At 60.7% G+C, this 26,708-nt stretch carries 30 protein-coding genes; 17 read left to right on the forward strand and 13 right to left on the reverse strand.

The window, feature by feature from the left end:
• The 5 genes from AC5E6N_RS00745 to mnmE form a co-directional block, all read right to left on the reverse strand.
• Positions 1–505: ParB/RepB/Spo0J family partition protein (locus AC5E6N_RS00745; RefSeq protein WP_491746005.1), on the reverse strand; the 505-nt coding region annotated here is incomplete at its 3' end.
• Between the two features lie 35 nt (positions 506–540).
• Positions 541–1,335 carry a ParA family protein gene (locus AC5E6N_RS00750; protein WP_491746006.1) on the reverse strand — a complete coding sequence of 265 codons (795 nt, stop codon included), beginning with the start codon at positions 1,333–1,335 and terminating at the stop codon, positions 541–543.
• A 60-nt stretch (positions 1,336–1,395) separates the two neighbouring features.
• On the reverse strand, positions 1,396–2,025 hold the full coding sequence (rsmG, locus tag AC5E6N_RS00755; RefSeq protein WP_491746007.1) for a 16S rRNA (guanine(527)-N(7))-methyltransferase RsmG: 630 nt from the start codon (positions 2,023–2,025) through the stop codon (positions 1,396–1,398).
• Positions 2,026–2,049: 24 nt separating this feature from the next.
• Positions 2,050–3,945 carry a tRNA uridine-5-carboxymethylaminomethyl(34) synthesis enzyme MnmG gene (mnmG, locus tag AC5E6N_RS00760; RefSeq protein WP_491746008.1) on the reverse strand — a complete coding sequence of 632 codons (1,896 nt, stop codon included), beginning with the start codon at positions 3,943–3,945 and terminating at the stop codon, positions 2,050–2,052.
• A 105-nt stretch (positions 3,946–4,050) separates the two neighbouring features.
• The gene (gene mnmE / locus AC5E6N_RS00765) at positions 4,051–5,391 is read right to left on the reverse strand and encodes a tRNA uridine-5-carboxymethylaminomethyl(34) synthesis GTPase MnmE (protein ID WP_491746009.1); all 1,341 of its coding nucleotides are present in this window, start codon (positions 5,389–5,391) and stop codon (positions 4,051–4,053) included.
• Positions 5,392–5,409: 18 nt separating this feature from the next.
• Here mnmE and AC5E6N_RS00770 point away from each other — a divergent pair, with 18 nt between their 5' ends.
• Positions 5,410–7,431, forward strand: coding sequence for a thioredoxin domain-containing protein (locus tag AC5E6N_RS00770; protein ID WP_491746010.1), 2,022 nt, complete (start codon positions 5,410–5,412; stop codon positions 7,429–7,431).
• Here the strand turns inward: AC5E6N_RS00770 and rho are convergent.
• From rho to hemE, 3 genes are all read right to left on the reverse strand, one after another.
• On the reverse strand, positions 7,428–8,693 hold the full coding sequence (gene rho / locus AC5E6N_RS00775) for a transcription termination factor Rho (RefSeq protein WP_267992787.1): 1,266 nt from the start codon (positions 8,691–8,693) through the stop codon (positions 7,428–7,430). The two genes, AC5E6N_RS00770 and rho, sit on opposite strands and share 4 nt — an antisense overlap.
• A 183-nt stretch (positions 8,694–8,876) precedes the next feature.
• Positions 8,877–9,422: a protoporphyrinogen oxidase HemJ gene (gene hemJ / locus AC5E6N_RS00780; protein WP_491746011.1), complete on the reverse strand. Its 546-nt coding sequence runs from the start codon at positions 9,420–9,422 to the stop codon at positions 8,877–8,879.
• Between the two features lie 16 nt (positions 9,423–9,438).
• A complete protein-coding gene (hemE, locus tag AC5E6N_RS00785; protein ID WP_491746060.1) occupies positions 9,439–10,461 on the reverse strand; it encodes a uroporphyrinogen decarboxylase in 1,023 nt (340 codons plus the stop codon).
• A gap of 406 nt (positions 10,462–10,867) precedes the next feature.
• On the opposite strand from hemE, the gene AC5E6N_RS00790 reads away from it, so the two are divergent.
• From AC5E6N_RS00790 to dnaQ, 5 genes are read left to right on the forward strand one after another with little or no spacing between them, the layout of a single operon-like run.
• The gene (locus AC5E6N_RS00790; protein WP_491746061.1) at positions 10,868–11,689 is read left to right on the forward strand and encodes a pyruvate, water dikinase regulatory protein; all 822 of its coding nucleotides are present in this window, start codon (positions 10,868–10,870) and stop codon (positions 11,687–11,689) included.
• Positions 11,690–11,728: 39 nt separating this feature from the next.
• Positions 11,729–12,328 (forward strand): Maf-like protein, encoded by a 600-nt coding sequence (locus AC5E6N_RS00795; protein WP_491746012.1) that lies wholly within the window; start codon positions 11,729–11,731, stop codon positions 12,326–12,328.
• Positions 12,321–13,163 (forward strand): shikimate dehydrogenase, encoded by an 843-nt coding sequence (locus AC5E6N_RS00800; RefSeq protein WP_491746013.1) that lies wholly within the window; start codon positions 12,321–12,323, stop codon positions 13,161–13,163. The genes AC5E6N_RS00795 and AC5E6N_RS00800 overlap by 8 nt, the downstream gene beginning before the upstream one ends.
• Positions 13,163–13,762: a dephospho-CoA kinase gene (gene coaE / locus AC5E6N_RS00805; protein ID WP_491746062.1), complete on the forward strand. Its 600-nt coding sequence runs from the start codon at positions 13,163–13,165 to the stop codon at positions 13,760–13,762. Before AC5E6N_RS00800 ends, coaE begins: the two co-directional genes overlap by 1 nt.
• The gene (gene dnaQ, locus AC5E6N_RS00810) at positions 13,755–14,459 is read left to right on the forward strand and encodes a DNA polymerase III subunit epsilon (protein WP_491746014.1); all 705 of its coding nucleotides are present in this window, start codon (positions 13,755–13,757) and stop codon (positions 14,457–14,459) included. The genes coaE and dnaQ overlap by 8 nt, the downstream gene beginning before the upstream one ends.
• Positions 14,460–14,533: 74 nt before the next feature.
• On the opposite strand, the gene secB is transcribed toward dnaQ, so the two are convergent.
• Together secB and AC5E6N_RS00820 are read right to left on the reverse strand one after the other, a co-directional pair.
• Positions 14,534–15,061 (reverse strand): protein-export chaperone SecB, encoded by a 528-nt coding sequence (gene secB / locus AC5E6N_RS00815; RefSeq protein WP_491690688.1) that lies wholly within the window; start codon positions 15,059–15,061, stop codon positions 14,534–14,536.
• Positions 15,062–15,195: 134 nt separating this feature from the next.
• On the reverse strand, positions 15,196–15,705 hold the full coding sequence (locus tag AC5E6N_RS00820) for an FxsA family protein (RefSeq protein WP_491746015.1): 510 nt from the start codon (positions 15,703–15,705) through the stop codon (positions 15,196–15,198).
• Positions 15,706–15,981: 276 nt separating this feature from the next.
• On the opposite strand from AC5E6N_RS00820, the gene AC5E6N_RS00825 reads away from it, so the two are divergent.
• Genes AC5E6N_RS00825 through AC5E6N_RS00840 form a run of 4 tightly spaced genes read left to right on the forward strand, consistent with a single transcriptional unit; the run spans position 15,982 to position 18,721 of the window.
• Entirely contained in the window at positions 15,982–16,689 is a 708-nt protein-coding gene (locus AC5E6N_RS00825; protein ID WP_491746016.1) for a Tim44/TimA family putative adaptor protein, read from the forward strand.
• 12 nt (positions 16,690–16,701) lie between these two features.
• Entirely contained in the window at positions 16,702–17,805 is a 1,104-nt protein-coding gene (gene mltA / locus AC5E6N_RS00830) for a murein transglycosylase A (protein WP_491746017.1), read from the forward strand.
• The gene (locus AC5E6N_RS00835; protein ID WP_491746018.1) at positions 17,802–18,368 is read left to right on the forward strand and encodes a Smr/MutS family protein; all 567 of its coding nucleotides are present in this window, start codon (positions 17,802–17,804) and stop codon (positions 18,366–18,368) included. Before mltA ends, AC5E6N_RS00835 begins: the two co-directional genes overlap by 4 nt.
• Complete coding sequence (locus tag AC5E6N_RS00840; RefSeq protein WP_491746019.1) at positions 18,365–18,721, forward strand: helix-turn-helix domain-containing protein; 357 nt, start codon at positions 18,365–18,367, stop codon at positions 18,719–18,721. Before AC5E6N_RS00835 ends, AC5E6N_RS00840 begins: the two co-directional genes overlap by 4 nt.
• Positions 18,722–18,745: 24 nt before the next feature.
• Here the strand turns inward: AC5E6N_RS00840 and AC5E6N_RS00845 are convergent, their stop codons facing one another.
• From AC5E6N_RS00845 to hslV, 3 genes are all read right to left on the reverse strand, one after another.
• On the reverse strand, positions 18,746–19,720 hold the full coding sequence (locus AC5E6N_RS00845) for a DUF1402 family protein (RefSeq protein ID WP_491746020.1): 975 nt from the start codon (positions 19,718–19,720) through the stop codon (positions 18,746–18,748).
• A gap of 135 nt (positions 19,721–19,855) precedes the next feature.
• Complete coding sequence (gene hslU, locus AC5E6N_RS00850) at positions 19,856–21,163, reverse strand: ATP-dependent protease ATPase subunit HslU (protein ID WP_491746021.1); 1,308 nt, start codon at positions 21,161–21,163, stop codon at positions 19,856–19,858.
• A 142-nt stretch (positions 21,164–21,305) separates the two neighbouring features.
• Positions 21,306–21,884, reverse strand: coding sequence for an ATP-dependent protease subunit HslV (gene hslV / locus AC5E6N_RS00855; RefSeq protein WP_491746022.1), 579 nt, complete (start codon positions 21,882–21,884; stop codon positions 21,306–21,308).
• A 196-nt stretch (positions 21,885–22,080) separates the two neighbouring features.
• Between hslV and hisB the strand changes: the two genes are divergently transcribed.
• From hisB to coaA, 7 genes are read left to right on the forward strand one after another with little or no spacing between them, the layout of a single operon-like run.
• On the forward strand, positions 22,081–22,689 hold the full coding sequence (hisB, locus tag AC5E6N_RS00860) for an imidazoleglycerol-phosphate dehydratase HisB (protein ID WP_491690680.1): 609 nt from the start codon (positions 22,081–22,083) through the stop codon (positions 22,687–22,689).
• Between the two features lie 13 nt (positions 22,690–22,702).
• Complete coding sequence (locus AC5E6N_RS00865) at positions 22,703–23,194, forward strand: DUF2628 domain-containing protein (RefSeq protein WP_491690679.1); 492 nt, start codon at positions 22,703–22,705, stop codon at positions 23,192–23,194.
• A gap of 5 nt (positions 23,195–23,199) precedes the next feature.
• A complete protein-coding gene (hisH, locus tag AC5E6N_RS00870; protein ID WP_491690678.1) occupies positions 23,200–23,850 on the forward strand; it encodes an imidazole glycerol phosphate synthase subunit HisH in 651 nt (216 codons plus the stop codon).
• On the forward strand, positions 23,847–24,590 hold the full coding sequence (hisA, locus tag AC5E6N_RS00875) for a 1-(5-phosphoribosyl)-5-[(5-phosphoribosylamino)methylideneamino]imidazole-4-carboxamide isomerase (RefSeq protein WP_491690677.1): 744 nt from the start codon (positions 23,847–23,849) through the stop codon (positions 24,588–24,590). The genes hisH and hisA overlap by 4 nt, the downstream gene beginning before the upstream one ends.
• Positions 24,587–25,390: an imidazole glycerol phosphate synthase subunit HisF gene (gene hisF, locus AC5E6N_RS00880; RefSeq protein WP_491690676.1), complete on the forward strand. Its 804-nt coding sequence runs from the start codon at positions 24,587–24,589 to the stop codon at positions 25,388–25,390. The genes hisA and hisF overlap by 4 nt, the downstream gene beginning before the upstream one ends.
• Positions 25,387–25,710, forward strand: a complete 324-nt coding sequence (locus AC5E6N_RS00885) for a phosphoribosyl-ATP diphosphatase (protein ID WP_491746023.1) — start codon at positions 25,387–25,389, stop codon at positions 25,708–25,710. Before hisF ends, AC5E6N_RS00885 begins: the two co-directional genes overlap by 4 nt.
• Complete coding sequence (gene coaA / locus AC5E6N_RS00890; RefSeq protein WP_491690674.1) at positions 25,707–26,699, forward strand: type I pantothenate kinase; 993 nt, start codon at positions 25,707–25,709, stop codon at positions 26,697–26,699. Before AC5E6N_RS00885 ends, coaA begins: the two co-directional genes overlap by 4 nt.
• Positions 26,700–26,708: the final 9 nt, after the last annotated feature.

The raw sequence follows: 26,708 nt of genomic DNA on the forward strand, positions 1-26,708 counted from the left end.
TTGCGACATGGCTCCGGCTCTTGCCGATAATGTCCCCGAGATCGTTTTGGGTGTAACCGTGATCGGCGATGAGTTGCTCATATCCAAGTGCTTCGTCCAGCGGATTGAGATCCGACCGCTGCACGTTCTCGACAATCGCGATCTCGAGCGCCATGCGGTCGTCCACATCGCGGATGAGGACCGGGATCTCGACAAGACCCGCCCTTTGAGCCGCACGCCAGCGCCGTTCTCCCGCGATGATTTCGTGGCGTCCCTGCCCCATGGGTCGCACGACGACCGGCTGGACAATGCCATGCTGGTTGATGGAGCGCGCCAGATCCTCCAGATCCGATTCGTCGAAATGCCTTCGCGGATTGTTCGGGTTGCGGCTGACGAACTCGATGGGAACGAACTGGTCGGCCGTCTCCGCGACCGGTGTTTCCTGGACCTCATAGGGCTGATCCATTTCGCCGATCAGCGCGGCAAGTCCCCGGCCCAACCTCTTCCTTGAATTGTCGTCGCTCATCTATACACCGTTAAGTGTTTGATATAAAAGCATTATCATGCCGCTTTCCGCTCGCGTTCCCGCTGAATCACCTCAGACGCCAGCTTCAGATAGGCCTGGCTGCCCGAACACCGCAGATCGTAAAGAATAGCCGGCTTACCATAGGATGGCGCCTCCGAAACACGGACATTACGCGGAATCAGCGTACGGTAGACCTTGTCGCCCAGATAGGAGCGGACATCGTCGACAACCTGCTGCGCCAGATTGTTGCGCGAATCGTACATCGTCATGACGATGCCCTGGATGTCCAGATTGGGATTGAGCGTCGAGCGGACCTGGCCGACCGTTTCGAGAAGCTGGCTGAGGCCCTCAAGGGCGAAGAACTCGCATTGCAGCGGAACGAGGACCGAGTGGGCCGCGGCCATGGCGTTGATGGTCAGAAGGTTCAGCGATGGCGGACAGTCGATCAGGATGTAGTCGTAATCGCCGGCCCGGTAGGCCGCGATCGCGTTCTTGAGGCGGAACACCCGGTCTTTCTGCCCGGATATCTCCATCTCGACACCAAGCAGGTCCATGGTCGAAGGCACGATGGAGAGATTTGGAACGTCGGTCTTCATGGCCGCGTCGGCAATTCCGGTTTCGCCGAGCATCAGATGGTAGGACGATTTGACCCTGTCCTGGCGGTCGATGCCGAGACCCGTGCTGGCATTGCCCTGCGGGTCGAGATCGATGATCAGAACGCGCTCGCCGATGGCGGCAAGCGCCGTTGCGAGATTGATCGCGGTCGTCGTTTTCCCGACGCCACCCTTCTGGTTGGCGACGGTGATAATTCTCTTGCCATTACCCAACATCTGTCAGCGCCTCGTCAGATTGCCTTCGCTCGGCAATTTCACCAACACCTTGATCATCCGTCACATGCGCGTCAGTTTGCCGATCTGCAGGATGACGGAATCCGCATCAACGATACTCTTGTGTTCTATCAGATCGAACGACCAGCTTCTACGGGCTTTATCGATCTCGCGCCGATAATCCCGGCCTTTGTGAAAATAGGCCTCCGCCCCCTGCTCCAGCCAGGGCGCGCAATAGGCGAGCAGCCTGTCAAGATCGGCAACCGCCCGGGCCGAGACCGCATCAAACCCGTCGAGCGTCTGTTGCGCCTGCTCGATACGGATCGCATGAACCGCGCCACACCCGCCGGTCTCGGCAAGCGCCCGCCGCAAGAAGGCGGCCTTTTTCTGATTGCTTTCGATCAGGTCGACATGTCCGCCGCCCGCATCAGCAAGCAGGATCGCTGTCACAATGCCGGGAAAACCGCCGCCGCTGCCCACGTCCAGCCAGGATCGCGGGCCGGGGTTCAAGGCATATATCTGCGCGCTGTCCAGAATGTGACGTTCCCAGATATGCGGCAAAGTCGAGGGTGCGGCGAGATTGATACGGCGCGACCATTTCTCGAACAGCGCGACAAAAACCTCTAGCCGACTCAGTGTTTCACGTGAAACAGGCAGCAGGGACTGCAGGCGATCCTCAATCTGTTTCTGCAAATTTGCCGGCATCGCAATTGAAGATCAGGACACTTTGGCAACATCGGCAGACAGGGACGTCTCCATCTTGCGCAGGCGTGCGAGAATGAGCGTGATGGCCGCCGGTGTCATGCCTTCGATTTGTGACGCATGCGCAATGGTCCTTGGTCTCGACGTGTTCAGCTTCTGACAAAGCTCGTTCGACAAGCCCGGCAGATCGTCATAACTGAACGTTTCGGGTATGAATCGTTCCTCTTCCTTGCGTTGTGCGGCGATGTCGCGCATCTGCCGTTCCAGGTAGACCGCATAGGCTGCCTCCGTCCGGACGGTCTCGGCGATCGTGCTGTCCGCATGCGCCAGTTCCGGCCATATGGCCGACAGGCGCGCGACATCGTTTTCCGTATAGGACAGCAGCGCATAGGCGGAACGCCGCTGACCGTCCTGATTGACCTTGAGCCCGTGCCTTCGCGCCTCGGCGGGCGTCAGCGACAGGGTCCGCAAGCGGTCACGAAACGCATCGACGTCGCTCTTCCAGGCCTCGAACCGTTCACGCCGGGCGGTGCCCACGAGACCGCACGCCATGCCCGCCGGTGTCAGCCGGAGATCGGCATTGTCCGCCCGCAGGGTCAGACGGTATTCCGCCCGCGATGTAAACATGCGATAGGGCTCGGAGACCCCGCGTGTCGTCAGGTCATCGACCATGACGCCGAGATAGGAATCCGTCCGGCTGAAGATCCAGGGATCCTTGCCGGCCACCGCGAGCGCCGCGTTCAGTCCGGCGACAAGACCCTGGCCGCCAGCCTCCTCATAGCCCGTGGTTCCGTTGATCTGGCCGGCAAGATAAAGGCCGGACACCTTTCTGGTTTCGAGTGTCGGATGCAGCTCCCGCGGATCGATATGATCGTATTCGATCGCATATCCCGGCTGCAGGATGGCGACGTGCTCCAATCCGGGAATGGTCCGGATGAAACGGTCCTGGACCTCTTCGGGCAAGGAGGTGGAGATACCGTTTGGATAGACATTGATATCGTCGAGACCTTCCGGCTCAAGAAAAACCTGATGCCGCTCCCGGTCGGCGAAGCGAACGATCTTGTCCTCGACGGACGGACAATAGCGTGGCCCGGTTCCCTCGATGCGTCCCGAATACATCGCCGACTCACCGATATTGTCCGCAATGATCCGATGCGTCTCCGGCGTTGTGTGCGTGACGCCGCAATCGATCTGCGGAACGGTGATACGGTCCGTCATGAAAGAGAACGGCACAGGATCGGTATCGGCGGACTGACGGCCGACGGAGTCCCAGTCGATGGTCCGGGTATCGAGCCGGGCAGGGGTTCCGGTTTTCAACCGGCCGAGCGCAAATCCAAGCCCGGCCAGCGTGGCTGAAAGTCCGGATGCCGGCTTCTCGCCCATGCGCCCGGCCGGTATCTGCTTCCTGCCGATATGAATGAGACCGCGCAGAAACGTCCCGGTCGTCAGCACCGCCGCGCCACAACGCACCACTCTGCCGTCGGAAAGAACGACGCCGGAAATCCGCCCGTCAGCGATGGTGAAATCGTCGACCTCGGCCTCGACAATCTCAAGATTGTCGGTCTCCTCGACCGCCCTGAGCATGGCCTCGCGGTAGAGCCTGCGGTCCGCCTGGGTCCGCGGGCCGCGCACCGCCGGCCCCTTGCTGCGGTTGAGCAGGCGGAACTGAATACCCGATTGATCCGCCACGCGCCCCATCAGGCCGTCGAGCGCATCGATCTCGCGGACCAGATGGCCTTTTCCAAGGCCGCCGATCGCCGGGTTGCAGGACATCACACCGATCGTATCGCGCCGGTGTGTCACAAGAGCTGTGGACGCGCCAAGACGGGCCGCGGCCGCGGCCGCCTCGCAGCCCGCGTGACCGCCGCCGATGACAACGACGTCATAGCCGGATGTGTCCTGTTGCACCATCGTCAACTCCTGTAAGGCCTGAATTCGGATTCCGCGAGGCGTTTGTCAAGGCCTCTGTTTCACGTGAAACACGCAGCCGGCAAAGGAAGAGGGCCGGGGAGCGGGTCATTTCCCGACGCAGAACTCGCCGAAAATCAGATCGAGAAGGTCCTCCACATCGATCCGGCCGGTCAAACGACCGAGAGCATCGCCCGACCGCCGCAGCGCCTCCGCCCGCAATTCTAACGGATCCGAATCGTTTCTGACAGCCTCTTCAAGGGCCTGACGGCAGGCCTGCAGAGACTCCCTGTGCCGCTGCCGGTTCGGCAGCGCACTGGACACACGGCCCGCGGCATCATGCACCCGCTCGCGCAACAGATCGATCAGCGGCGAAAGACCATCGTCCCGTTTGACCGAGATGACGCAGTCCATATCATCCCGCTCCGGACCGGAAACAAGGTCGTGCTTGGTGCCGACACGAAGGCTGCGCACGTCCCGGTCAGGCGCCGACACCGCCTGCGCCGCGCCGCTCAAATCCTCCAGCAGAAGAACGAGATCGGCCCGGCGGGCCGCATCGATCGCCCGGCGGATGCCCTCCCGTTCAACGGCGCCGGCATTGTCCCTTATCCCGGCTGTGTCCTGGAGAACCACCGGATATCCATCGATGTCGAGATGGACCTCCAGAAGATCGCGCGTCGTGCCCTGTTCGTCCGAGACGATCGCGATGTCGCGTTTTGCCAGCGCATTCATCAGGCTGGACTTGCCGGCATTCGGCGCGCCGAGAATAACGACACGATATCCGTCGCGTATGATCTCGCCCGCCTTCGCCGATTGCAGATGGTCGTCAATCTCGGCAAGCAGATCGCGAAGATCCGGCCAGATCGTATCGGCGACGGATCCGGGAATATCCTCCTCATCGGCAAAATCGAAATCGGCCTCAATCAGGGCCCGCGCCCGCACCAGCCTGTGGCGCCAGTCTTCATAAAGGCCGGACAGGGAACCGGATGACTGTTCCAGCGCCAGCCGGCGCTGCACTTCCGTTTCGGCGGCGATCAGGTCGGCCAGCCCTTCAACCTCCGTCAGATCCATCTTGCCGTTCTCAAAAGCGCGGCGCGTGAATTCTCCGGGCTCGGCACTTCTGAAGCCATCAAGCTCCGAAAGGCTTTGAAGAACCGCCTCCACGACAGCCCGGCCGCCATGGACCTGAAACTCCGCGCAGTCCTCGCCGGTAAAGGAGTGCGGGGCGGGAAAATAGAAAACCAGTCCGCGGTCGAGTTCCGTTTTTTGTGCACTATATACGGAGCGAAGGGTGGCGCGACGCGGCTTCGGCACGTCTCCGATCATTGTTTCGAGTCCGAATCGGACACTGGGGCCGGACAGGCGGATAACGGCAACGCCGGAAATGCCCGCGCCACTCGACAACGCAAAAATCGTATCCCTATAGTGATCGTTCCGTTCCACCTTCAACCCCAAAACCGGTGAACCATGACCTCTTCCGAACTGACCAATGTGCTCGGCCAATCAGCAAGCCCCTATCTTCGCCAGCATAAGGACAATCCGGTCCATTGGCAGATATGGGGTGACGCCGCCTTAAAGCAGGCCAAACGCTCCGGCAAGCCCATATTGTTGTCCATCGGCTACGCCGCCTGTCACTGGTGTCATGTCATGGCCCATGAGAGCTTTGAGGATCCGGAGACGGCCGATCTGATGAACGAGCTCTATATCAATATCAAGGTCGATCGCGAAGAGCGTACCGATATCGACCAGATCTATATGGCGGCGCTCCACGCCATGGGCGAGCAGGGCGGTTGGCCGCTAACCATATTCCTTAACCCGGACGGCGAACCCTTCTGGGGCGGAACCTACTTTCCCAAAACCGCCGCCCATGGACGTCCCGATTTCAAAACCGTCCTGAAAAGCCTTTCCAGGATCTATCACGAAGAGCCCGGCAAGATCGACAGCAACACGCACTCCATCCGCGATCACCTGCAGCAACAGCTGGCATCCGACGGCGATGCGCAGCCGCCGGGCGACGATACGCTGCAGCGCCAGGCTGCCGGCATCCTGTCGATCGTCGACCGCAAAAACGGCGGCATCGGCCGTGCCCCCAAATTTCCCAATGCCTCGATGCTGGAATCACTGTGGCGCGACTGGCGTCGCAATGGATCCCGGCATGCGCGGGATGCGGCCCTGGACTGGATCCGCGTTCTGTCCAATGGCGGCATTTACGATCATCTCGGCGGCGGACTGGCGCGCTATTGCGTCGGCGCGATCTGGCTCGTTCCGCACTTCGAGAAGATGCTCTATGACAATGCGCAGTTCATTCGCGCCCTGCTGTGGGCCCATGGCGAGACCGGCGAAGCGCTGTTCCGCCTGCGGATCGAGGAAACCGTCGACTGGCTTGTGCGGGAGATGCGGCTGCCGGACGGCGGTTTTGCCTCCAGCCTCGATGCCGACAGCGAAGGCGAGGAGGGCCGTTTCTATGTCTGGCGGAAGGCCGAGATCGATGCCGCGCTCGGCAGTGACGCGCCGCTCTTTTGCGAGCATTACGACGTCAGCGAAAACGGCAACTGGGAAGGCAAGAATATCCTCAACCGCCTGCGGGCCACCGCCACCGACAATGCCGTGGAAGAAAAGCTGAGCGCCTGCCGCGACATCCTGATGAAGGCCCGCTCGTCCCGCATCCGGCCCGGGCTCGACGACAAGGTTCTGGCCGACTGGAACGGTCTTCTTATCCGCGCCCTGGCGGAGGCCGGAGACCGGCTTGGCAGGCGAGACTGGATCGATCTTGCCGCAGGCGCCTTTGATTTCGTCTCCGAATCAATGTCGAAAGACGCTCGCCTTGCCCATGCCTGGTGCAATGGCGCCGTGACCTACCCGGCACTTGCATCGGACTATGGCGCCATGATCAATGCCGCCGTCGCCCTTTACGAGGCGACCCTGGATGACACCTATCTTGCAAAGGCCGAGGCGTGGCTGTCGCTGCTTGACGATCACTATAGCGACGGGGCAGGCGGCTACTACTTCACTGCCGACGACGCGGACGATGTTCTCCTGCGCGCCCGGCATGAACATGATGACGCCGCGCCGTCCGCATCGGCGCAGATACTCGAAGCCATGGCGCGGCTTTCGGTTCTCTCCTCGGATTTCGACCTGCCGCAGAAGGCGTCGGCTTTTTCCGCCGCGCTATGGGGCCGCATAAGGCAGATGCCGATGGCGGCAAGCGGAACGATCAACGCAATCGATACGGTCGCCGGCCCGAGGAAGCTGGTCCTGATGAATCCGGCCAAGGACATGCTCGACGTCGTTCGCCGCCATATGGACCCCGCCCGTATCGATCTGATCGCCAAGACCGAAGACCAGCTTGCCGGTCTGCTTCCCGGCGGCGGCGAATATGAACCAGGCAAACAAAAAGGGACCGTCGCCTTCCTTTGCAACGGTCCCGTCTGTCTGCCTCCGGTTACCGACGCAAAGGCCCTCGAAGAGCTTTTGCGCCCGATTCTCTAAGCGTTCATCGAATCGAAGAAATCGGAGTTGTTCTTCGTCTGCTTGAGTTTGTCGATCAGGAATTCGATCGCATCCGTGGTGCCCATCGGCGCGAGAATGCGGCGCAGCACGAAGATCTTCTGAAGGTCCTGTTTCGGAATGAGCAGGTCTTCCTTGCGTGTTCCCGATTTCAGGATATCCATGGACGGATAGATGCGCTTGTCGGCGACCTTCCGGTCGAGCACGATTTCCGAGTTGCCGGTTCCCTTGAACTCCTCGAAGATGACCTCGTCCATGCGGCTGCCCGTGTCGATCAGGGCCGTGGCGATGATCGTCAGCGATCCACCTTCCTCGATGTTGCGCGCGGCGCCGAAGAAGCGTTTTGGCCGCTGCAGGGCATTGGCGTCGACGCCGCCCGTCAGCACCTTGCCCGAGGACGGCACAACGGTGTTGTAGGCGCGGCCGAGCCGGGTGATGGAATCGAGCAGAATGACCACGTCACGGCCATGCTCCACCAGCCTCTTTGCCTTTTCGATGACCATTTCGGCCACCTGGACGTGCCGCGCGGCCGGCTCGTCGAAGGTCGAGGAAACAACCTCGCCATTCACCGAGCGCTGCATGTCCGTGACCTCTTCGGGCCGTTCATCGATCAAGAGAACGATGAGATAACATTCGGGATGATTGGCGGTAATGGAATGGGCAATGTTCTGCAGAAGGACGGTCTTACCGGTCCGCGGCGGCGCCACGATCAGTCCGCGCTGCCCCTTGCCGAGCGGCGCGACAAGATCGATGACCCGTGCCGACAGATCCTTCGATGTCGGATCGTCGAACTCCATATTGAAGCGCTCGTCTGGATAGAGCGGCGTCAGATTGTCGAAATGGGTCTTGTGCCTGATCTTTTCCGGATCTTCGAAATTGATCGTGTTGACCTTGAGCAGTGCAAAGTAGCGCTCGCCTTCCTTCGGTCCGCGGATGGGACCTTCGACCGTATCGCCCGTCTTCAGTGAGAACCGCCGGATCTGCGACGGCGAGATATAGATATCGTCCGGGCCGGGCAGGTAGTTCGCGTTGGCCGAGCGCAGAAAGCCGAACCCGTCCTGCAAAATTTCGACGACGCCTTCGCCGATGATCTCGATATCCTGAGCCGCAAGCTTCTTCAGCATCGCAAACATCAGCTCCTGCTTGCGCATGGTGCTGGCGTTTTCCACCTCGAGCGTTTCGGCGAATTCGAGCAGTTCCGTCGGCGTTTTGTTCTTAAGCTCTTGAAGCTTCATTTCCTGCATGAGGTTTCCAGATTCTGAATGGGGCGCTGTAGTCATGGGTATCGGTCAGGCTTGGGGAAATTCTATGACGGTCGAGGATCGTCGCCATATGCAAGGTAGGAATGGGGACGGGCGATTCACGTGAAACGCTCTCAAATGCATATAGTCATCCGCCTGTCGCATATTTTGCGGCAAACGGCAAGCTCAAAACGGTTTGACGATCACCATGATGACGATGAAGACCATCAGCACCGTCGGGATTTCATTCACCTTGCGCCAATGGGCCGCATCGCGGTCGCGGTGATCCGAAGCAAACCGGCGCAGCGACTTGCCGAAATAGCCGTGAACGGCGGACATCGCGAAAACCGCGGCGATCTTCAGCCACAGCCAGAAACCGGCAAAACCGAAGCCGTCATAAGCCAGCCATAGTCCGAGAACCCACGATATCACCATTGCCGGCGTCATGATGACACGGTAGAGCCGCGCCTCCATGACCTTGAACGTCTCGGACTGCTGTGAGCCCACCGCGCTGTCGCTGTGATAGACAAACAGCCGCGGCAGGTAGAACATGCCCGCCATCCACGAGATGATCGCCATGACATGCACGGCCCGCATCCAGTCATAGAGCGCCGGCGGATTCCAGATCATCAGCCCCGCGACCGCCACGCAAAGAACGCCAAGCGCGATCCGCGCCCGCACGGACGCCTTTTTGCCGGCAATCTCGTCTATGTTGGCATTTGGCGAGGTCATGGTCTCCTGCTCGGCCTTACACGGCGCGTACCCGCTTGACGAGCCTCTCGACATGCTTCGGGTCGGCCTGGGGCGTGATGCCGTGACCGAGATTGAATATCAAGGGACCGCTGCCGAGCGCTTCGAGAATGGCGTCCACGCCCTCATCGAGCGCATCTCCGCCCGAAACGACCCGCATCGGGTCCAGATTGCCCTGCACGGGCCCGTCCTTCTGCAGGCCGCGCGCAAAGGACAGCGGAACCGCCCAGTCAAGCCCGATGGCATCCGCGCCGGTTTTTTGCCTGTAACTCTCCAGAAGAATGCCGGCGCCCTTGGCAAAGGCGATGATGCGCGCCTGCGGGTGGCGCTCGCGTACAGCCTTGATAATCTTTTGCACCGGCCTGATACAGAACTTTTCAAATTCCGTCTCACCCAGAACCCCCGCCCACGAATCGAAGATCTGCACCGCATCGGCACCAGCTTCGATCTGAGCACAGAGATAGTCGGCCGACAGATCGGCCAGAAGATCGAGCAACGCCTCAAAAGCCTGCGGCTCGCGATAGGCAAACAGTCTCGCTGGCGCCTGATCCGGCGTGCCGTGGCCTGCGATCATATAGGTCGCGACCGTCCACGGCGCGCCGCAGAACCCGAGCAAAGTGGTCTCATCCGGCAGTTCCTTTCGAAGCCGCGTGACGGTTTCCATGACCGGGGCAAGGTGATCCAGCAACCGCGACCCATCCAGACGAGCAATACCGGCCACATCAATCGGCGTCATCAACGGTCCTCGCCCCTGCTCAAAGCGCACATCGCGATCAAGCGCATCCGGTATGACAAGGATATCGGAAAACAGGATGGCCGCGTCAAAGCCATACCGCCGGATCGGCTGAAGCGTGACTTCCGTTGCCAGTTGCGGCGAATAACACAGATCCAGAAAGCCTCCGGCCCGCTTTCGTGTCTCCCGGTATTCGGGAAGATACCGGCCGGCCTGACGCATCAGCCAGACAGGCGGGGGAAAGACGGTTTCGCCGTTCAACACCTTCATGACCTTGCGGTCCTGCACCATGCAAATCCCTCACCCATTAAAAAAGAAAGGATATTTAAGAGTCTTCTATTTCTTAGAGTCGGTGGGTTTCAAGGATTAAAGACAATCCCGAACTCCTCCACAGTCTGGAAAACCGGCCTGCATTTCCCGATCCATCCCGGCTTGCAAGTATAATATTGTGTAATGAGAAAATTTTTATAATAAATGCAGATAGTTAACAGATATCACTGATTTGACGAAGCTGTGGAATACCTGTGAATCCGATTGCGCGACATGTTGATGCACATCTGTCCACAGGCCTGTGTGTTCTTAGTCCCGGCAAGACGTCCATGTGGACAAACCGGCCCGCTTTCCCGTACCTCTGACAATGACGTTCGAACCATCCAGGTTCATGCACATTTATCAACAGAAGCGAATGAATTTCGTGGATCGGCCGAAAAACTACTTCCATCTGCATCTCATCTCCGATTCGACCGGAGAAACGCTGATCACCGTCGGCCGCGCCGCGGCGGCGCAGTTCACCGGAACGCGGGCGCTTGAACATGTCTATCCGCTGATTCGCAGCACCAGGCAGCTCGAACCCGTGCTCGACACGATCGACGGTGCGCCCGGCATCGTCCTTTATACGGTCGTCGATACCGCGCTGTCCCAGATGATCAGCGACCGGTGCCGGGAAATGGATATCCCCTGCGTGTCCGTGCTCGATCCGGTGATCGCGCTCTTTCAGTCCTATCTCGGGCCCCGCTCCGAACATCGCGTCGGCGCGCAGCACTCGCTGAACGCGGAGTATTTTCGCCGCATGGAAGCCCTCAACTTCACCATGGAACATGATGACGGGCAGCTTCCCGCCAATATCGAGGACGCCGACATCGTGCTTGTCGGCATCAGCCGCACGTCGAAAACACCGACCAGCATCTATCTCGCCAACCGGGGCTACAAGACCGCCAATATTCCGATTGTCCATAATGTGCCGTTGCCCGAGGTTCTGGCGACGGCCGAGCACCCGCTCATTGTCGGGCTGGTGGCGACCGCCGACCGCATCTCGCAGGTGCGCCGCCATCGCCTGCTGGGAACGACACAGGGCTATTCCGGCGAAGACTATGTCGATCGCGTCGCGATCGCCGAGGAACTCAAATATGCCCGCAACCTGTGTGCCCGGCACAACTGGCCGACCATCGACGTCAGCCGCCGCTCGATTGAGGAAACGGCGGCGGCCATTCTTGCACTCGGCGTCAAGTCACGTTAGGCCGGTTTCACATTCGACAAGCGTTTGAGGGATGTTTGCATGCCATCAGATCTGGTTCTGGCCTCCGCCAGCCCTTTCCGTCAGGCGCTTTTGAAAAATGCCGGCCTTTCCTTCAGGGCGCATCCGGCCGATATCGACGAACGGGCCGTCGAGGCGCCGCTGCGCGATGGCGGCGTCGGACCTGAGGACACCGCCCTGGTGCTTGCCGGGGCAAAAGCGCTGGATGTCAGCGGCAAGATGCCCGGCGCACTGGTGATCGGATCCGATCAGACCTTGTCCCTCGGCGATGAGGTCTTCCATAAACCGGCCGATATGGACGCCGCGCGAAGCCATCTGCTCAGGCTCTCCGGTCACACCCATCAGCTCAACAGCGCCGTCGTTCTGGCGCAGGCGGGCGAGACCGTCTGGCGGCACGTGTCGTCGGCGCGCCTGACCATGCGCCCGCTCGATCCCGGTTTCATCGGCCGTTACCTCTCCCGCGTCGGCGACAGGGCGCTTCAAAGCGTCGGCGCCTATCAGCTTGAGGCCGAGGGCATCCAGCTCTTCGAGCGGATCGAGGGAGACTATTTCACCATCATCGGTTTGCCGATGCTGCCGCTGCTGGCGACGTTGCGGGACCGTGGAGAAATCGATGGCTGAACCAAAACGCGCCTTTGTTGCCGGCCATCCGGTCAAACATTCCCGCTCGCCGGTCATCCATCGTTACTGGCTGAAAGAGGCAGGCATCGACGGCCGCTACGATCTTCAGGATGTAACGCCGGAAGCATTCCCCGGCTTCATGCGCCGGCTTGCCGACGGCAGCAGCGGCTTTGTCGGCGGCAATGTCACCATACCGCACAAGGAAGCCGCCTTTCGCCTTGCCGGTTCCGCCGATGCGATCGCCACCGAACTCGGGGCGGCCAATACGCTGTGGCTTGAGGATGGCCAACTGATGGCAACCAACACCGACGGCTACGGATTTTCCAGCAATCTCGATGAGAAGGCGCCGGGCTGGGATGCGGCTGATACGGCTGTCGTCCTCGGAGCCGGGGGCGCGAGCCGTGCCGTCCTGCGGACGCTGCGGGACCGCGGCATCCGGAAGATCCATCTGGTCAACCGTACCGTTTCGCGCGCCGAGGGCCTCGCCGACCGGTTCGGCGGCCCCATCGAGGTCCATGCGCTCGATGCCATCGGTGAGGTGATCGCCGGTTGCGGCCTGTTCATAAACACCAGCGCGCTCGGCATGGAGGGCCGCCCGGTTCCCGATATCGACTTCCCGGCTATGGCTGAAAACGGCATCGTCACCGACATCGTCTATACGCCGCTGATAACACCGATCCTGAAAATGGCGGACAAGGCGGGCCGCCACATCGTCGACGGGCTCGGCATGCTGTTGCATCAGGCCGTGCCCGGTTTCGAAAAGTGGTTTGGCGTCCGTCCTGAAGTGAGCGATGATCTGCGCGGCAGGGTCGTCCGGGATCTGGAGGTGCGATGATGATCGTTCTGGGCCTGACGGGATCGATCGGAATGGGAAAATCGACCGCCGCCGACATGTTTGCCGATCGCGGCGTTCCGGTCATCAGCGCCGACGAGATTGTCCATGATCTCTATTCCGGTGAGGCAGCGCCCCTTATTGAGGCGGAATTTCCCGGTACCGTGGATCACGGTGTCGTCGATCGTGAAAAACTCTCTGCCGCGGTTCTGAACGACGAAACCGCGTTCAGGAAACTGGAATCGATCGTCCACCCGCTGGTGGAGAAGAACCGGGCGCAATTCGTCGAACGGCAGAGACAGGCGCGCGCGCCGCTGGTCGTCCTCGACATACCGCTCCTGTTCGAGGGCAATGGCGAGCAGGCGGTCGACCGGGTCGTGGTCGTGTCCTGCGCCGCGGATATGCAAAGGGAGCGCGTCCTGCGCCGCCCCGGCATGACGGAAGACAAATTTGAGGCCATACTGGCGCGTCAGGTGCCGGATGAACAAAAGCGCGCACGCGCGGATTTTGTCATCGACACATCCGGCACCTTTGACGAGACGCGCCGGCAGATCGACGCGCTTGTCGACAGGCTTCTTGAGAAGGATGGCGGCAATGCGTGAGATTATCTTCGATACCGAAACCACGGGCCTCGACAACCAGACCGATCGGGTCATCGAAATCGGCGGCGTGGAACTGTCGAACAAGTTCCCGACCGGGCGCACCTTCCATGTCTATATCAATGCGCAGGGCCAGAAGGTTCATCCCGAGGCTCTTGCCGTGCACGGCATCACCGATGAATTTCTTCAGGACAAGCCGGTCTTCGGCGATATCGTCGGCGACATGAGCGCACTGTTCGACGGCGCCAGGCTTGTCGCGCACAATGCCGGCTTTGATATCGGTTTCATCAATGCCGAGCTGGCGCGGCTGGGCCTTCCGGCGGTCGATCCCTCACGTGTGGTCGATACGCTCGCCCTTGCCCGCCGCCGGCACCCGATGGGGCCGAATTCACTCGACGCGCTTTGCAAGCGCTACGGCATCGACAATTCACGCAGGACCAAACACGGCGCGCTTCTCGATGCGGAGCTGCTTGCCGAGGTCTATATCGAGATGAATGGCGGCCGCCAGGCGGCCCTCGGCCTGGGCATGGCCGATCGCGATGCGGACAGCCGCGAGGAAACCGCCGGCGAGGAGGTCAAAAGCGCCGGCGTGCGGCCCGTGCCGCTGGCGGCGCGGTTGAGCGAGGAGGAGATCGACGCGCACCGCAAGATGAAGGAAGGCCTCGGAGACAAGGCCATCTGGAACGATTACGCCGGTTAGAGCAAATCTGGTTTAAGCTGGATCAGACGTCCGCGCTTGCCGTTGGACGTCTGATTTGTTTCGGGCCTGCCTGTCTAATTGGTGACCGCCGGTGCCTCGACCTTGGCTTTTGCCTGTTCTTCGGCCATGCGCTGTGCGAACATCTGCGCGAAATCGATCGGATCGATCATCAGCGGCGGGAAGCCGCCATTGCGTGTCGCGTCGGCGATGATCTGACGGGCAAACGGGAAAAGCAGCCGCGGGCATTCGATGAACAGAAGCGGCAGCATATGCTCCTGCGGGAAATCCTGGATGCGAAACACGCCGCCATAGACGAGTTCGACATTGAACACGACCTTCTCGCCGTCCTTGGCCTGCGCGTTGAGTGTCAGCACGACATCGTAATCCGTCTCGGAGAGCGGATTGGCGTTGACATTGACATTGATGTTGATGGCCGGGCCCTTGTCGCGCTGGGTCAGTGACTGCGGCGCATTCGGATTCTCGAAGGAAAGATCCTTGATGTACTGGGCCAGAACATTCAGCGTCGGCGCCTTGCCGTTGCCTGCTTCGGCGCCCTGCGGTGCTGCGCCTGCTGGTGTTTTCGGATCGGGCTGCTTGGCCATGAAACTGTCCTTGATTACTGCAATACCGGCCGGCGGCCGCGTTTCGGCAACTGGCTAGCATTTCACTTGAGTGCATACAACAAAAAAGCGGCCCGTCAGCGGCGATCCCTTGCGGGCGCGTTTTTTGCCGCACATTACCTGCCCTTGCCGTCGGACCGGTCCTTGTTCCACGGGGAATTCGGGTCCGGATCGCGCTTGAAATCCGTTTCGTCCAGATCGATGGTGCCGGGTCCGGGCGCATCGCGGCCCTGGTCGAAATCGCGCGCCCTGAAACCGCCGGCGCGAATGACCGTGAAACGGTTCTTGATCATCGACCAGCCGGCATCGCGGATTGCCGGAACAAAAAGCAGAAAACCGATCGCATCGGTGATGAAACCCGGTGTCAGCAGCAGAACGCCGGCAATCATGATCATCACGCCATGAACGAGTTCGCGGCCCGGGACCCGGCCGGCTTCCATCTCCTGCTGGATGCGTCTGATCAACCCGAATCCCTGGATACGCAACAGGATGGAGCCGAGGACGGCGGTGAAGAACACCATCGCCAGCGTCCAGAAAACGCCGTTTTCCCGTCCGATGACGATGAAGGCGCCGATTTCGGCGAGCGGGACAACCAGAAGAAGAAGTGGGACGATCGAAAAAGGCATGAACGGCATTTCCTGTGTGGCCTGCGGCGCGTGGCGCAACGGGTGCCGCGGCGAAACAATCCGTCACCCGTTAAGCATTAATGCCTGTTATATAGAGATGTATCGGGCCCGTTTGGGCAAAAACCGGCGCATATATGCGAAAATGCCCCGAATTTCCCATCATTGCGCGGTTGTATTGACCGGGAAAGAGGATTTGAATGATCAGCGTCGACGGACTATATGAAAGAGACGGGGGCAAGGCTCCCGGCATCAGTCTCCATACCGGTATCAGGCATTATGGGCTCCTTTGATTTTGTAACAGTCTTTTTCTTCGTGGCGGCAGTCATCATTTTTCTGCAGCTGCGTAACGTGCTCGGCCGCCGCACCGGCAATGAGAGGCAGCCTTTCGATCCCTACAGCGCCCGTGACGGCGATAATCTCGCCGGCGACGGTGACGACGACAGCAAGGTCATCACGCTGCCGCGCCGTGACGGCGACCGGCAGGCCGATGACCGCTTCGCGGCGGCGGACGACTACTGCGATGCCGGAACGGATCTGAACAAGGCCATTCGCTCGATCATCAACGCTGATGCCGATTTCGATCCGCGCGAATTTGTTGCCGGCGCGAAGACCGCCTATGAGATGATCGTCAACGCCTATGCCGAAGGTGACAAGAAGACGCTCAAGCAATTGCTGTCAAAAGAGGTCTATGAAGGCTTCGTTGCCGCGATAAAGGACCGCGATGCCCGTTCCGAGACGATCAAGTCGTCTTTCGTCGGTATCGGCAAGGCCGATATCGTCCAGGCCGAGATGAAGGGTTCCGAAGCCAACGTCACCATGCGGATCTCCAGCCAGTTGATCACCGCCACCTATGACAAGGACGGCAATGTCGTCGACGGCGATCCCGACAGCGTCGGTGAGGTCAACGATGTATGGACCTTTGCGCGCGACACCCGTTCGCGTGACCCCAACTGGAAACTGATCGCGACCGAATCGGAAGACTGATCGGATCCTCGCATGCAAGCAGACCTGATTCCGGTGTCCTTCGATGATCTGCCGGACTGGTCGCTTGACGATCCGCGCGACGTTCTGGCCGGGTTTCTCGACTGCGCCGGTCATGCGGAAAAGATCAAGCCGTACAGAACGGGATCGCTTGGTCTGCAATGGTCCGACTTTGCGCCCGTGTCTCAGCTCCTCCGCGAGCGCTCCGCCGCCAATGCGGCGGATGCACGCGACATCTTCGAACGGCATTTTACCCCTTTCAAGGTCCACCCGTACGACGGCTCTAAGGGTTTCGTCACCGCCTATTACGAACCCGAGGTCGAGGTGGCGCGAGAGCGGACCGGACCCTATCGTTTTCCTTTTCACAACCGGCCGGACGATCTTGTCGCGGTCAATGGGGAAAATCGCCCCCGGGATCTTCCGGCCGACTTTGCTTTCGCCAGGAAGGCGAACGGCGAATTGTGCGAATATCCCGACCGTGCCGCCATCGAGAGCGGCTTTCTTGACGGGCGCGGCCTTGAGATCGCCTGGGCGAAGGACCGGATCGACGTGTTCTTCGCTCATATCCAGGGCGCGGCGCGCTTGCGTTACAGCGACGGCACGGTCGAGCGCATCACCTATGCCGCCAAGACCGGCCATCCGTTTACCGCCATCGGCAAGGTGCTGATCGCGATGGGCGAACAGGACCCCGCGACCGTCTCCATGCAGAGCCTCCGGCGATGGCTCGCCGAAAACCCGCAACGCGTCGATGAGATTTTATGGAAGAACCGCTCCTATATCTTCTTCCGGACCGCGCCGGTTGCCGATCCGCGCCGCGGACCGGTCGCGGCGGCCAAGGTTCCCCTGATCGCCGGCCGGTCCCTCGCCGTCGACAGGCACATCCACACGTTCGGCACGCCGGTCTTCGTTCAGGCCGATGATCTCACCCACCTGAGCGGTGGTCCGTTCCGCCGCCTGATGATCGCGCAGGACACCGGATCGGCAATCGTCGGGCCCGCCAGGGGCGATATTTTCACCGGCTCCGGCGCGAGCGCCGGCGAACTGGCCGGAACGGTCAGGAACGCCGCGGTTTTCTTCGTGCTGGTGCCAAACGGGGCGGCAGCGAGGTATGGTCCGTGAGCGGCGGCGGCAAGAAGAAGCTGACCGCGGAGGATCGGATCCTGTGGGGTCAGGTGGCCCGCACCGTCGATCCGCTGCCCGGCCGCATGGATGCGCTTTTGTCCTCCGAAACCGATAAGACACCGCCGGAAAGAGCCGGCGGGCCCGGGAAGACACCTTCGATCAAGACGCCCGGAAAAAAGGCCGATCAGGTACGAAAACCGTCCAAATCCGGCGCTTCGGGCACCCTCCATCCGATCGACAAACCGGTGTATGACAAGATCGCGAAAGGCCGCCTGCCGCTCGAGGCGCGCATTGATCTTCACGGGCTCAGGCAGGATGAGGCCCATGACATGCTTTTCGGGTTTCTTCACAACGCCCATGCCCGTGGTTTGCGCCATGTCCTGGTGATAACCGGCAAGGGATCGTCACCCGGCGGCGGTGTTTTGAGACGCGCGGTTCCGCGCTGGCTGACATCGGCACCGTTCCGCGGGCTGGCGTCGGGAGTGGAGCCCGCCGCCCGCGGCCATGGCGGCGACGGCGCCCTCTATGTGAGGCTGAAGAGGAAGGCACGGGAGACATGACGCCCTTCGGTATGAAAATTCGCGCTTTACGCTCGGAACGCGGCATCACGCAGAAACAGATGGCCCGGGCCATCGGCGTATCGCCCGCCTACCTGTCGGCGCTCGAACACGGTCACCGGGGACAGCCGAGCTGGGAGCTTCTGCAGCGCATCATCGGCTTCTTCAACATTATCTGGGACGATGCGGAGGACCTGCAGCGCCTGGCCGCCGTTTCGCATCCGCGCGTCACCATCGACACGGCCGGCCTGTCCGCCGAGGCGACGGCGCTCGCCAACAATCTGGCGAAATCGATTGCGCGGCTGAAGAAAGACGATATCGAGCGGCTTCAGTCGGTGCTTGACGAAACGGCTTGAGCCCTTGCGCGCGCCGGCGTCGTATCAGAAAAGCTGCCGCAGCTCGTCCAGCTTGTCGTTGACCAGCCAGCCGTAATAGTTCTCTTGCGGATAGAGCGCCCGCTGGCCCTGCGCCCGGCGCTGTTTGTTCTTGCGCGCCAGCGTGCGCGCCCGCTGATCCGGGTTCCCGACATTGTAAAGCGTCGCGGTGATTCCGGGGTTTTCCGAGATGTCGAAGCCGGCAATATCGCCGTAGACGTCTATGGCATGGCGCAGCGTCGCGGCGACATAGGCAAGCGTGATGTCCGGATTCATGATTGCCTCGTAGACGTCCTCGCCATTTTCATGGGTGAGTTTCGCGTAGCCCGAAACCCGGTTCACCATATCGGTCAGCTTCAGCGCCGTCAGCGGATTGAGCTGGCCGAGGCCGAATGTCTGGCCGGCATAAAAGGGCTGAAAGAAGACCGCGCTGAAACGGTCGTCCGGATAAAGTTTTCCGTCCACGTCCCGGTTACGGAAATCCTTTTCCCAGACGGTTTCGCGGCAGGACCACACGGCAAAGGAGCCGGAAAGACTTTCACAGTCCGAAAACTCCTCGCGCTGAATGAACGTCCCGATATTCTCGCCGTCATACCTGAAATCGATGCCGCCCGTGGCGTAGGACATCGCCTTGACGTAATAGGACTGCAGACGGTCATACGCGTCGACATTGTAGGTGTGTTCGCCGACAAGCGCGCCGACGATATGCAGCGGATCGATATCGTATATGTCCGCGACCGCCGTGATCTTTTCCCGCAATTTGGTATCGTGCTTCAGAAGATCGTGGATTTTCCGGTATTTGCGGTCGAAGGTCGATTTGGTCTGCTTCGTTCGTTTGACCGACGCGCCGGGGATATTCGGCTGGACTTCGTTGCGGTTTCCCTCCGGCACCATGACGAGCTTCGCACTGGCCACCGGCGCGAACAGGACCAGACTGCTGACAATGACGGCGGCTGCTTGAAGCAGATGGCGTCGCACCATCCACGGGCTCCCCGGGGCAATTCTTAACCTTGCCGGGACTCTAAGAAAAATACTTGGAAAGTCGAGTATTTCTTCCGCAGCCGGCAAGGGCCGGCAGCGGCATATTATCTTCTTTTCAGAACCGATGCGTAAAAGTCACAGAATGTAGCGCGACAGATCCGCGTCCTTGGCAAGATCGCCGACATGCTTGCGCACATAGTCCGCGTCGATGACAAATTCACTGCCGGACTTATCGGGCGCTTCATAGGAGATGTCGTCGAGGACCCGCTCCATCACCGTCTGAAGACGGCGTGCGCCGATATTCTCGACGGACCCGTTCAGTTCGACGGCGACATCGGCAAGCGCGTCGATCGCATCCTCCGTATAGGTCAGCGTCACCTCCTCGGTCGCCATCAGCGCCACATATTGCTTGATGAGGCTGGCTTCGGTTTCGGTGAGGATGCGGCGGAAGTCTTCTTTCGTCAGGGCGCGCAGCTCCACGCGGATCGGCAGCCGGCCCTGGAGTTCGGGCAGAAGATCCGACGGTTTGGAAACGTGGAACGCGCCGGAGGCGATGAAAAGGATATGATCGGTTTTCACCGGGCCGTATTTTGTCGCAACCGTCGTGCCTTCGACCAACGGCAGCAGGTCGCGCTGCACGCCTTCGCGCGAGACGCCCGCGCCCATGCCGCCGTCGCGGGCGGCGATCTTGTCGATCTCGTCGAGAAAGACGATGCCGTCGTTCTGCGCGATGCGCATCGCTTCCTGGGTGATCTGGTCCTGATCGAGCAGCTTTTCCGACTCGTCATTGATCAGCTGTTCGTAGGATTCCTTCACCGTGGTGCGGATCTTTTTCTGCGGCTGGCCCATGGCCTCGCCGAGCATCTCGGAAATGTTGAGGACGCCGATATTGGCGCCCGGCATGCCCGGTATCTCGAAATTCGGCATGCCCGAGCCGGTATCGGCCACCTCGATCTCGATTTCCTTGTCGTCGAGCTGGCCGTCGCGCAGCTTGGTGCGGAAGGATTCGCGCGTCGCCGGCGAGGCGGTCGATCCCACCAGCGCATCGAGGACGCGTTCCTCGGCGTTGATATGGGCCTTTGCCTTGACCTCTTCGCGCTTGCGGTCCTTCACCAGCGCGATACCGACTTCCACGAGATCGCGCACGATCTGTTCCACATCGCGCCCGACATAGCCGACTTCGGTGAATTTCGTCGCCTCGACCTTGATGAACGGCGCACCGGCGAGCTTGGCGAGCCGGCGCGAGATCTCGGTCTTGCCGACACCGGTGGGCCCGATCATCAGAATATTCTTCGGCATCACCTCGTCGCGCAGGCTGTCATCAAGCTGCTGGCGCCGCCATCGGTTGCGCAGGGCGATGGCGACGGCGCGCTTGGCATCCTTCTGGCCGATAATGTAGCGGTCGAGTTCGGAAACGATCTCGCGCGGTGAATAGTTTGTCATGAAATTCAAACCTGTTCTTGACACACGGCTTGGCGCGCGCCGTGCAGTGCTTGGCTACGAAATAGGGTTTAATCGGCCATATGCCAACCGTCATCAGGGCAAAGCGCGGCGACGGCCGGGCCCCGATCGACCGGCATATGGCTCACGATGAGCTGCTTTCCATTGTTTCGACAATGATATTGCCGTTGGTGTAAACGCAGATGTCGGCGGCGATTTCCATCGCTCTTCTTGCAATCTCTTCGGCGCTTTTGTCGGTATCCATCAATGCCCGCGCGGCCGCATAGGCGTAATTGCCGCCGGAGCCGATCGCCATCGTGCCGTGTTCGGGTTCGAGCACGTCCCCGGTTCCGGTCAGGGCAAGCGTCGTTGCCGGATCGGCAACCAGCATCATCGCCTCTAGGCGCCGCAGATACCGGTCGGTGCGCCAGTCCTTGGCAAGCTCGACACAGGCGCGCATCAACTGACCCGGATACTGTTCGAGCTTTGCTTCCAGCCGCTCCAGAAGGGTAAAGGCATCGGCCGTCGCACCGGCAAATCCGGCGATCACATCGCTTCCGCCCGTCTTGGCCGATCCGATGCGGCGCACCTTGCGCGCATTGCCTTTCATGACCGTCTGCCCGAGGCTGACCTGGCCGTCGCCCGCCATCACGACCTTGTTGCCCTTGCGGACCGTGATTATGGTTGTGGCATGCATCGTGCCGTATGGATCGTGTTCGCTCATCGGCTCTTTCCTTCGACAAATGGATCGCAGCTTTCGGTGCATCCGGCTTTCCTATGTAAGATGTCGGCGCGACATTGCAAACTTCATTCCGCATTAGGGCTTTAGACCGTCGCCCGCTTTGCCGGCCCATGCTTTTCTGGATATTTTGTCGCCGCCCTGTTATGCAGCCCGCATCAGATCCCATGGAGTTTGCCGAATGGTCCAGAACCGGCAGGATCGCGTCGCCGACGTGGCCCGAAAGACAAATGAGACGGATATATCGGTCAAGGTCAATATTGACGGCGACGGAACGTCGAAAATTGCCACCGGCATAGGCTTCTTCGACCATATGCTGGAACAGCTTTCACGTCATTCGCTGATCGACATGGACGTGACGGCAAGGGGCGACCTCCACATCGACGATCACCACACCGTCGAGGATACGGGCATTGCCATCGGCCTCGCGCTTGCCAAGGCTCTGGGCGACCGACGCGGCATCGTGCGCTACGCATCGCTCGATCTCGCCATGGACGAGACGCTGACAATGGCGGCCATAGACGTGTCCGGACGGCCGTTCCTGGTCTGGGACGCGGAATTCTCCTCGTCCAGGATCGGAACCTTCGATACCGAACTGTGCCGTGAGTTCTTTCAGGCGCTTGCCCAGAACGCCGGTATCACGCTGCATGTCATCAACCGTTATGGTGCCAACAATCACCATATCGCCGAGACCTGTTTCAAGGCGGTTGCGCGCGTGTTGCGCGCGGCGACTGAAATCGATCCGCGCCAGGCGGATCGCATACCGTCCACCAAGGGAACGCTGGCATAGCGTATAGTTGAAAATGGCGAGTTATGTTGTTCTGACGCCACCGGACGGCAGCGACAAGGCTGAACGCGCCGTGCTGATACGCGACGGCTTTTCGTTCTGGGCGCTTGTCTTCCAGCTCCTCTGGCTGCTCTGGAACCGTCTTTGGTTTGCCGCGGCGATCGTGTTTTTCGTCTCTGCCGCACTTTCGCTGGCGGCGGCGCAATGGACCTCCTGGTCCGTTGTGTTCTCGGCGGCCGCCTTTTTTGTCGCCCTCTTCATTGCCCTTGAGGGAAATGGCTGGCGGATCTCCAAACGCGAGGGTCAAGGCTGGGAGATGCAAGGCGTCATCGAGGCGCCGAACCACGCGACGGCGGAGGAGATCTTCTTCTCAAATGGACGGTCCGCCGCGGACGGCGAGCGACCCCGCACGGAACCGAAACCGGTGTTCGGCAAGCAGCGGCCGGAGCGCGCACCAGCCGTGTCCGGACCGGCCCTCGGGCTGCTCGACTACGACAACAAGGGCTGAGGGATATGAGGGTCGCCATGATCGACTATGGCTCCGGCAATCTGCGCTCGGCCACAAAAGCCTTCGAGCGGGCCGCCTATGAGAACCGGATAGATGCCGATATCGTGCTCACCAGCGATCCCGATACGGTTGCCGGGGCTGACCGCATCGTGCTTCCGGGCGTCGGCGCCTTTGCCGACTGCCGCGGCGGTCTGGCCGCGGTTGACGGGATGGAGGAGGCGCTTTTTTCCGCTGCCGGGGAAAAAGCCCGGCCGTTCCTCGGCATTTGCGTGGGCATGCAGCTCATGGCCACCCGCGGACTGGAGAAGACGGTCACCGCGGGATTCGACTGGGTCGCCGGCGATGTGCGTCTCATGGAGCCGGACGACGCCACGCTGAAAATACCGCAGATCGGCTGGAACACCCTGACCTTGCGGCATGCGCATCCCCTGTTCGACGGCATACCCACCGGTACGGACGGGCTGCACGCCTATTTTGTGCACTCCTATTATCTCGACGCCGTAAATGACGGGGATGTCGTCGCCGAGACCGACTATGGCGGTCCGCTGACGGCCGTTGTCGCGCACGAAAATCGTGCCGGCACGCAATTCCACCCGGAAAAAAGCCAGAAACTGGGTCTGGCGCTGATCGCCAATTTCCTGAGGTGGGCGCCATGATCCTCTTTCCGGCCATCGATCTGAAAGACGGCGAGTGCGTGCGCCTCAAGCTTGGCGACATGCAGGAGGCAACCGTCTACAACGCCGATCCGGCCGCCCAGGCGTCGGCATTTGAGGCACAGGGCTTTGAATGGCTGCATGTCGTCGATCTGAACGGCGCGTTTGCCGGCCAAAGCGTCAACGGTGACGCCGTCGATGCCATCCTCGCGGCGACAAGGAACCCGGTGCAGCTCGGCGGTGGAATCCGCACGCTGGAGCACATCGAGGCGTGGCTCGAAAAGGGCCTTGCGCGTGTCATCCTCGGCACCGTCGCGGTGAGGGATCCGGCTCTGGTCAAGGAGGCTTGCCGCAGGTTTCCGGGCCGGGTCGCCGTCGGCATCGACGCCCGGGGCGGAAAGGTCGCCGTTGAAGGCTGGGCCGAGGCCTCGGAACTCGAGGCCGTCGAACTTGCCGCCCGCTTCGAGGGCGCGGGCGTGGCGGCCATAATTTTCACCGATATCGACCGCGACGGCGTCCTGACGGGCATCAATTGGGATTCGACCCTGTCATTGGCCGACCGTGTCGATATTCCCGTTATCGCATCGGGCGGGCTTGCCTCCATGGCCGATATCGTGCGCATGACCATGCCCGATACCGCCCGGCTGGAAGGGGCCATATCCGGCCGCGCGCTCTATGACGGCCGGATAGACCCGGCGGAGGCTCTTGCGGTGCTGCGCGATGCACGGGAGAACAGCGCATGACCCTCAAGGCCCGCATCATTCCCTGCTTGGACGTCAAGGACGGCCGCGTCGTCAAGGGCGTCAACTTTGTCGATCTGATCGACGCCGGCGATCCGGTGGAATCCGCCCGCATCTATGACGCCGCCGGCGCGGATGAGCTGTGCTTTCTCGATATCACCGCGTCATCAGACAACCGCGATACGATTTTTGACGTCGTCGCGCGCACCGCCGAACAGTGTTTCATGCCGCTGACGGTCGGAGGCGGCGTGCGCACGGTCGCGGATATCCGCAAGCTGCTGCTCGCAGGCGCCGACAAGGTGTCGATCAACACTGCCGCCGTCAAAAACCCGGCGTTTGTCGCGGAAGCCGCCGACAAATTCGGCAATCAGTGCATTGTCGCCTCGATCGACGCGAAGAAGGTCTCGAATGAGGGCGAAGTGGACCGCTGGGAGGTTTTCACCCATGGCGGCCGTACGCCGACGGGTATCGATGCCGTTGATTTCGCGCGCAAACTGGTTGAACTCGGCGCCGGTGAAATCATGCTGACATCGATGGACCGCGACGGAACCAAGGTCGGCTACGACATACCGCTGACGAGAACCGTCGCGGATGCCGTCAGCGTTCCGGTCATCGCCTCGGGCGGCGTCGGCGAACTGGATCACCTTGTCGAGGGCATACGCGACGGCCGCGCGACCGCGGTTCTCGCGGCCTCGATTTTTCACTTCGGCACCTATACGATTGCGGAAGCCAAACAATACATGGCCGATGCGGGTATCGCCATGCGGCTTGTTAGGCCGACGGATCGTACGGAGCAGCCATGAGCGACTTTACGCTTGCTGATCTTGAGAAAATCGTCGCGGCGCGCGCCGTTGCGCCGGTCGGGGAATCCTGGACCGCGAAACTTGTGTCCAAGGGGCAGAAGAAGGCCGCCCAGAAGCTCGGCGAGGAGGCCGTGGAAGCGGCCATTGCCGCCGTCGATGGCGACCGGAAAGAGCTGACGGCCGAGGCGGCGGACCTGCTCTATCATCTGATGGTGGTTCTCAGAATCGCCGAAATACCGCTTTCTGACGTGCTGACTGAACTTGAGATCCGGACCGGCAGGTCGGGCATCGAGGAAAAGGCCGGCCGCGAAAAGACATGAATGACGACGTGAAAAACCGCCCTGAGGACGAGCTCAATCATTTTGAGCCGGGCGACTATTCGCCCTACCGTTTCTTCTCGGCCGACCGCTGGGCGGATTTTCGCGACGACACGCCGCTCACCCTGACCGAGGACGAGGTGTCACGGCTTCGTTCGCTCAACGACCCGGTCGATCTCGATGAGGTGCGCCGTATTTACCTGTCGCTGTCGCGGTTGCTTTACGCCCACGTCGAATCCTCAAAACTGCTTTTCGATCAAAGACGAAATTTCCTGTCGTTGCCCAATATCAGCAAGACGCCGTTTATCATCGGCGTTGCCGGCTCCGTCGCCGTCGGCAAGTCGACGACCGCGCGCATATTGAAAGAGCTCTTGACCCGCTGGTCCGGAAGCCCAAAGGTCGATCTTGTCACCACGGACGGTTTTCTCCTGCCCAACGATGTGCTGCGGCGGGAGAACCTGATGGACCGCAAGGGTTTTCCCGAAAGCTACGATGTCGGTTCGGTGCTGAAATTCCTCTCCGACATCAAGGCCGGCCGGCCGAACGTCAAGGCGCCGTGTTATTCGCACCTGACCTATGATGTCATCCCCGGCGAGTTTGTCACCATCGACCGCCCCGACATTCTGATCTTTGAGGGCATCAATGTCCTGCAGGTGCGCGATCTTCCCGAGGACGGAAAGATCATACCCTTCGTCTCCGACTTCTTCGATTTTTCCATCTATATCGACGCCCATGAAGACCGCATTCATCAATGGTATGTGGAGCGCTTCATGCGCCTGCGGGAAACGGCCTTCAAGAATCCGGCCTCATTCTTCCACCGCTACTCGACGATCTCGCACGATGCGGCGTTGGCGATCGCCCACGGTCTTTGGGAAAACATCAACCTGAAGAACCTGCGCGAGAACATCCTGCCCACCCGCCCGCGCGCCGACCTCATCCTGCGAAAAGGCGAGGACCACCTAGTCGAACAGGTGGCCATGCGCAAGCTTTAGATTGGCTGG

It is taken from the genome of Hoeflea sp. (assembly GCF_984452065.1).

Bases quoted from the DNA above. Each gene is read 5' to 3' on its own strand.
- hemJ (WP_491746011.1), bottom strand. From the start codon at position 9,422: ATGACCTCGCCAAATGCCAACATAGACGAGATTGCCGGCAAAAAGGCG.
- hisF (WP_491690676.1), top strand. From the start codon at position 24,587: ATGACCCTCAAGGCCCGCATCATTCCCTGCTTGGACGTCAAGGACGGC.
- coaE (WP_491746062.1), top strand. From the start codon at position 13,163: ATGATCGTTCTGGGCCTGACGGGATCGATCGGAATGGGAAAATCGACC.
- secB (WP_491690688.1), bottom strand. From the start codon at position 15,061: ATGGCCAAGCAGCCCGATCCGAAAACACCAGCAGGCGCAGCACCGCAG.
- hisH (WP_491690678.1), top strand. From the start codon at position 23,200: ATGAGGGTCGCCATGATCGACTATGGCTCCGGCAATCTGCGCTCGGCC.
- AC5E6N_RS00845 (WP_491746020.1), bottom strand. From the start codon at position 19,720: ATGGTGCGACGCCATCTGCTTCAAGCAGCCGCCGTCATTGTCAGCAGT.
- AC5E6N_RS00795 (WP_491746012.1), top strand. From the start codon at position 11,729: ATGCCATCAGATCTGGTTCTGGCCTCCGCCAGCCCTTTCCGTCAGGCG.
- AC5E6N_RS00840 (WP_491746019.1), top strand. From the start codon at position 18,365: ATGACGCCCTTCGGTATGAAAATTCGCGCTTTACGCTCGGAACGCGGC.
- hslU (WP_491746021.1), bottom strand. From the start codon at position 21,163: ATGACAAACTATTCACCGCGCGAGATCGTTTCCGAACTCGACCGCTAC.
- rho (WP_267992787.1), bottom strand. From the start codon at position 8,693: ATGCAGGAAATGAAGCTTCAAGAGCTTAAGAACAAAACGCCGACGGAA.
- mnmG (WP_491746008.1), bottom strand. From the start codon at position 3,945: ATGGTGCAACAGGACACATCCGGCTATGACGTCGTTGTCATCGGCGGC.
- AC5E6N_RS00825 (WP_491746016.1), top strand. From the start codon at position 15,982: ATGGGCTCCTTTGATTTTGTAACAGTCTTTTTCTTCGTGGCGGCAGTC.
- AC5E6N_RS00865 (WP_491690679.1), top strand. From the start codon at position 22,703: ATGGCGAGTTATGTTGTTCTGACGCCACCGGACGGCAGCGACAAGGCT.
- AC5E6N_RS00885 (WP_491746023.1), top strand. From the start codon at position 25,387: ATGAGCGACTTTACGCTTGCTGATCTTGAGAAAATCGTCGCGGCGCGC.
- AC5E6N_RS00750 (WP_491746006.1), bottom strand. From the start codon at position 1,335: ATGTTGGGTAATGGCAAGAGAATTATCACCGTCGCCAACCAGAAGGGT.
- mltA (WP_491746017.1), top strand. From the start codon at position 16,702: ATGCAAGCAGACCTGATTCCGGTGTCCTTCGATGATCTGCCGGACTGG.
- hslV (WP_491746022.1), bottom strand. From the start codon at position 21,884: ATGAGCGAACACGATCCATACGGCACGATGCATGCCACAACCATAATC.
- AC5E6N_RS00820 (WP_491746015.1), bottom strand. From the start codon at position 15,705: ATGCCTTTTTCGATCGTCCCACTTCTTCTTCTGGTTGTCCCGCTCGCC.
- coaA (WP_491690674.1), top strand. From the start codon at position 25,707: ATGAATGACGACGTGAAAAACCGCCCTGAGGACGAGCTCAATCATTTT.
- AC5E6N_RS00770 (WP_491746010.1), top strand. From the start codon at position 5,410: ATGACCTCTTCCGAACTGACCAATGTGCTCGGCCAATCAGCAAGCCCC.
- hisA (WP_491690677.1), top strand. From the start codon at position 23,847: ATGATCCTCTTTCCGGCCATCGATCTGAAAGACGGCGAGTGCGTGCGC.
- hisB (WP_491690680.1), top strand. From the start codon at position 22,081: ATGGTCCAGAACCGGCAGGATCGCGTCGCCGACGTGGCCCGAAAGACA.
- AC5E6N_RS00800 (WP_491746013.1), top strand. From the start codon at position 12,321: ATGGCTGAACCAAAACGCGCCTTTGTTGCCGGCCATCCGGTCAAACAT.
- dnaQ (WP_491746014.1), top strand. From the start codon at position 13,755: ATGCGTGAGATTATCTTCGATACCGAAACCACGGGCCTCGACAACCAG.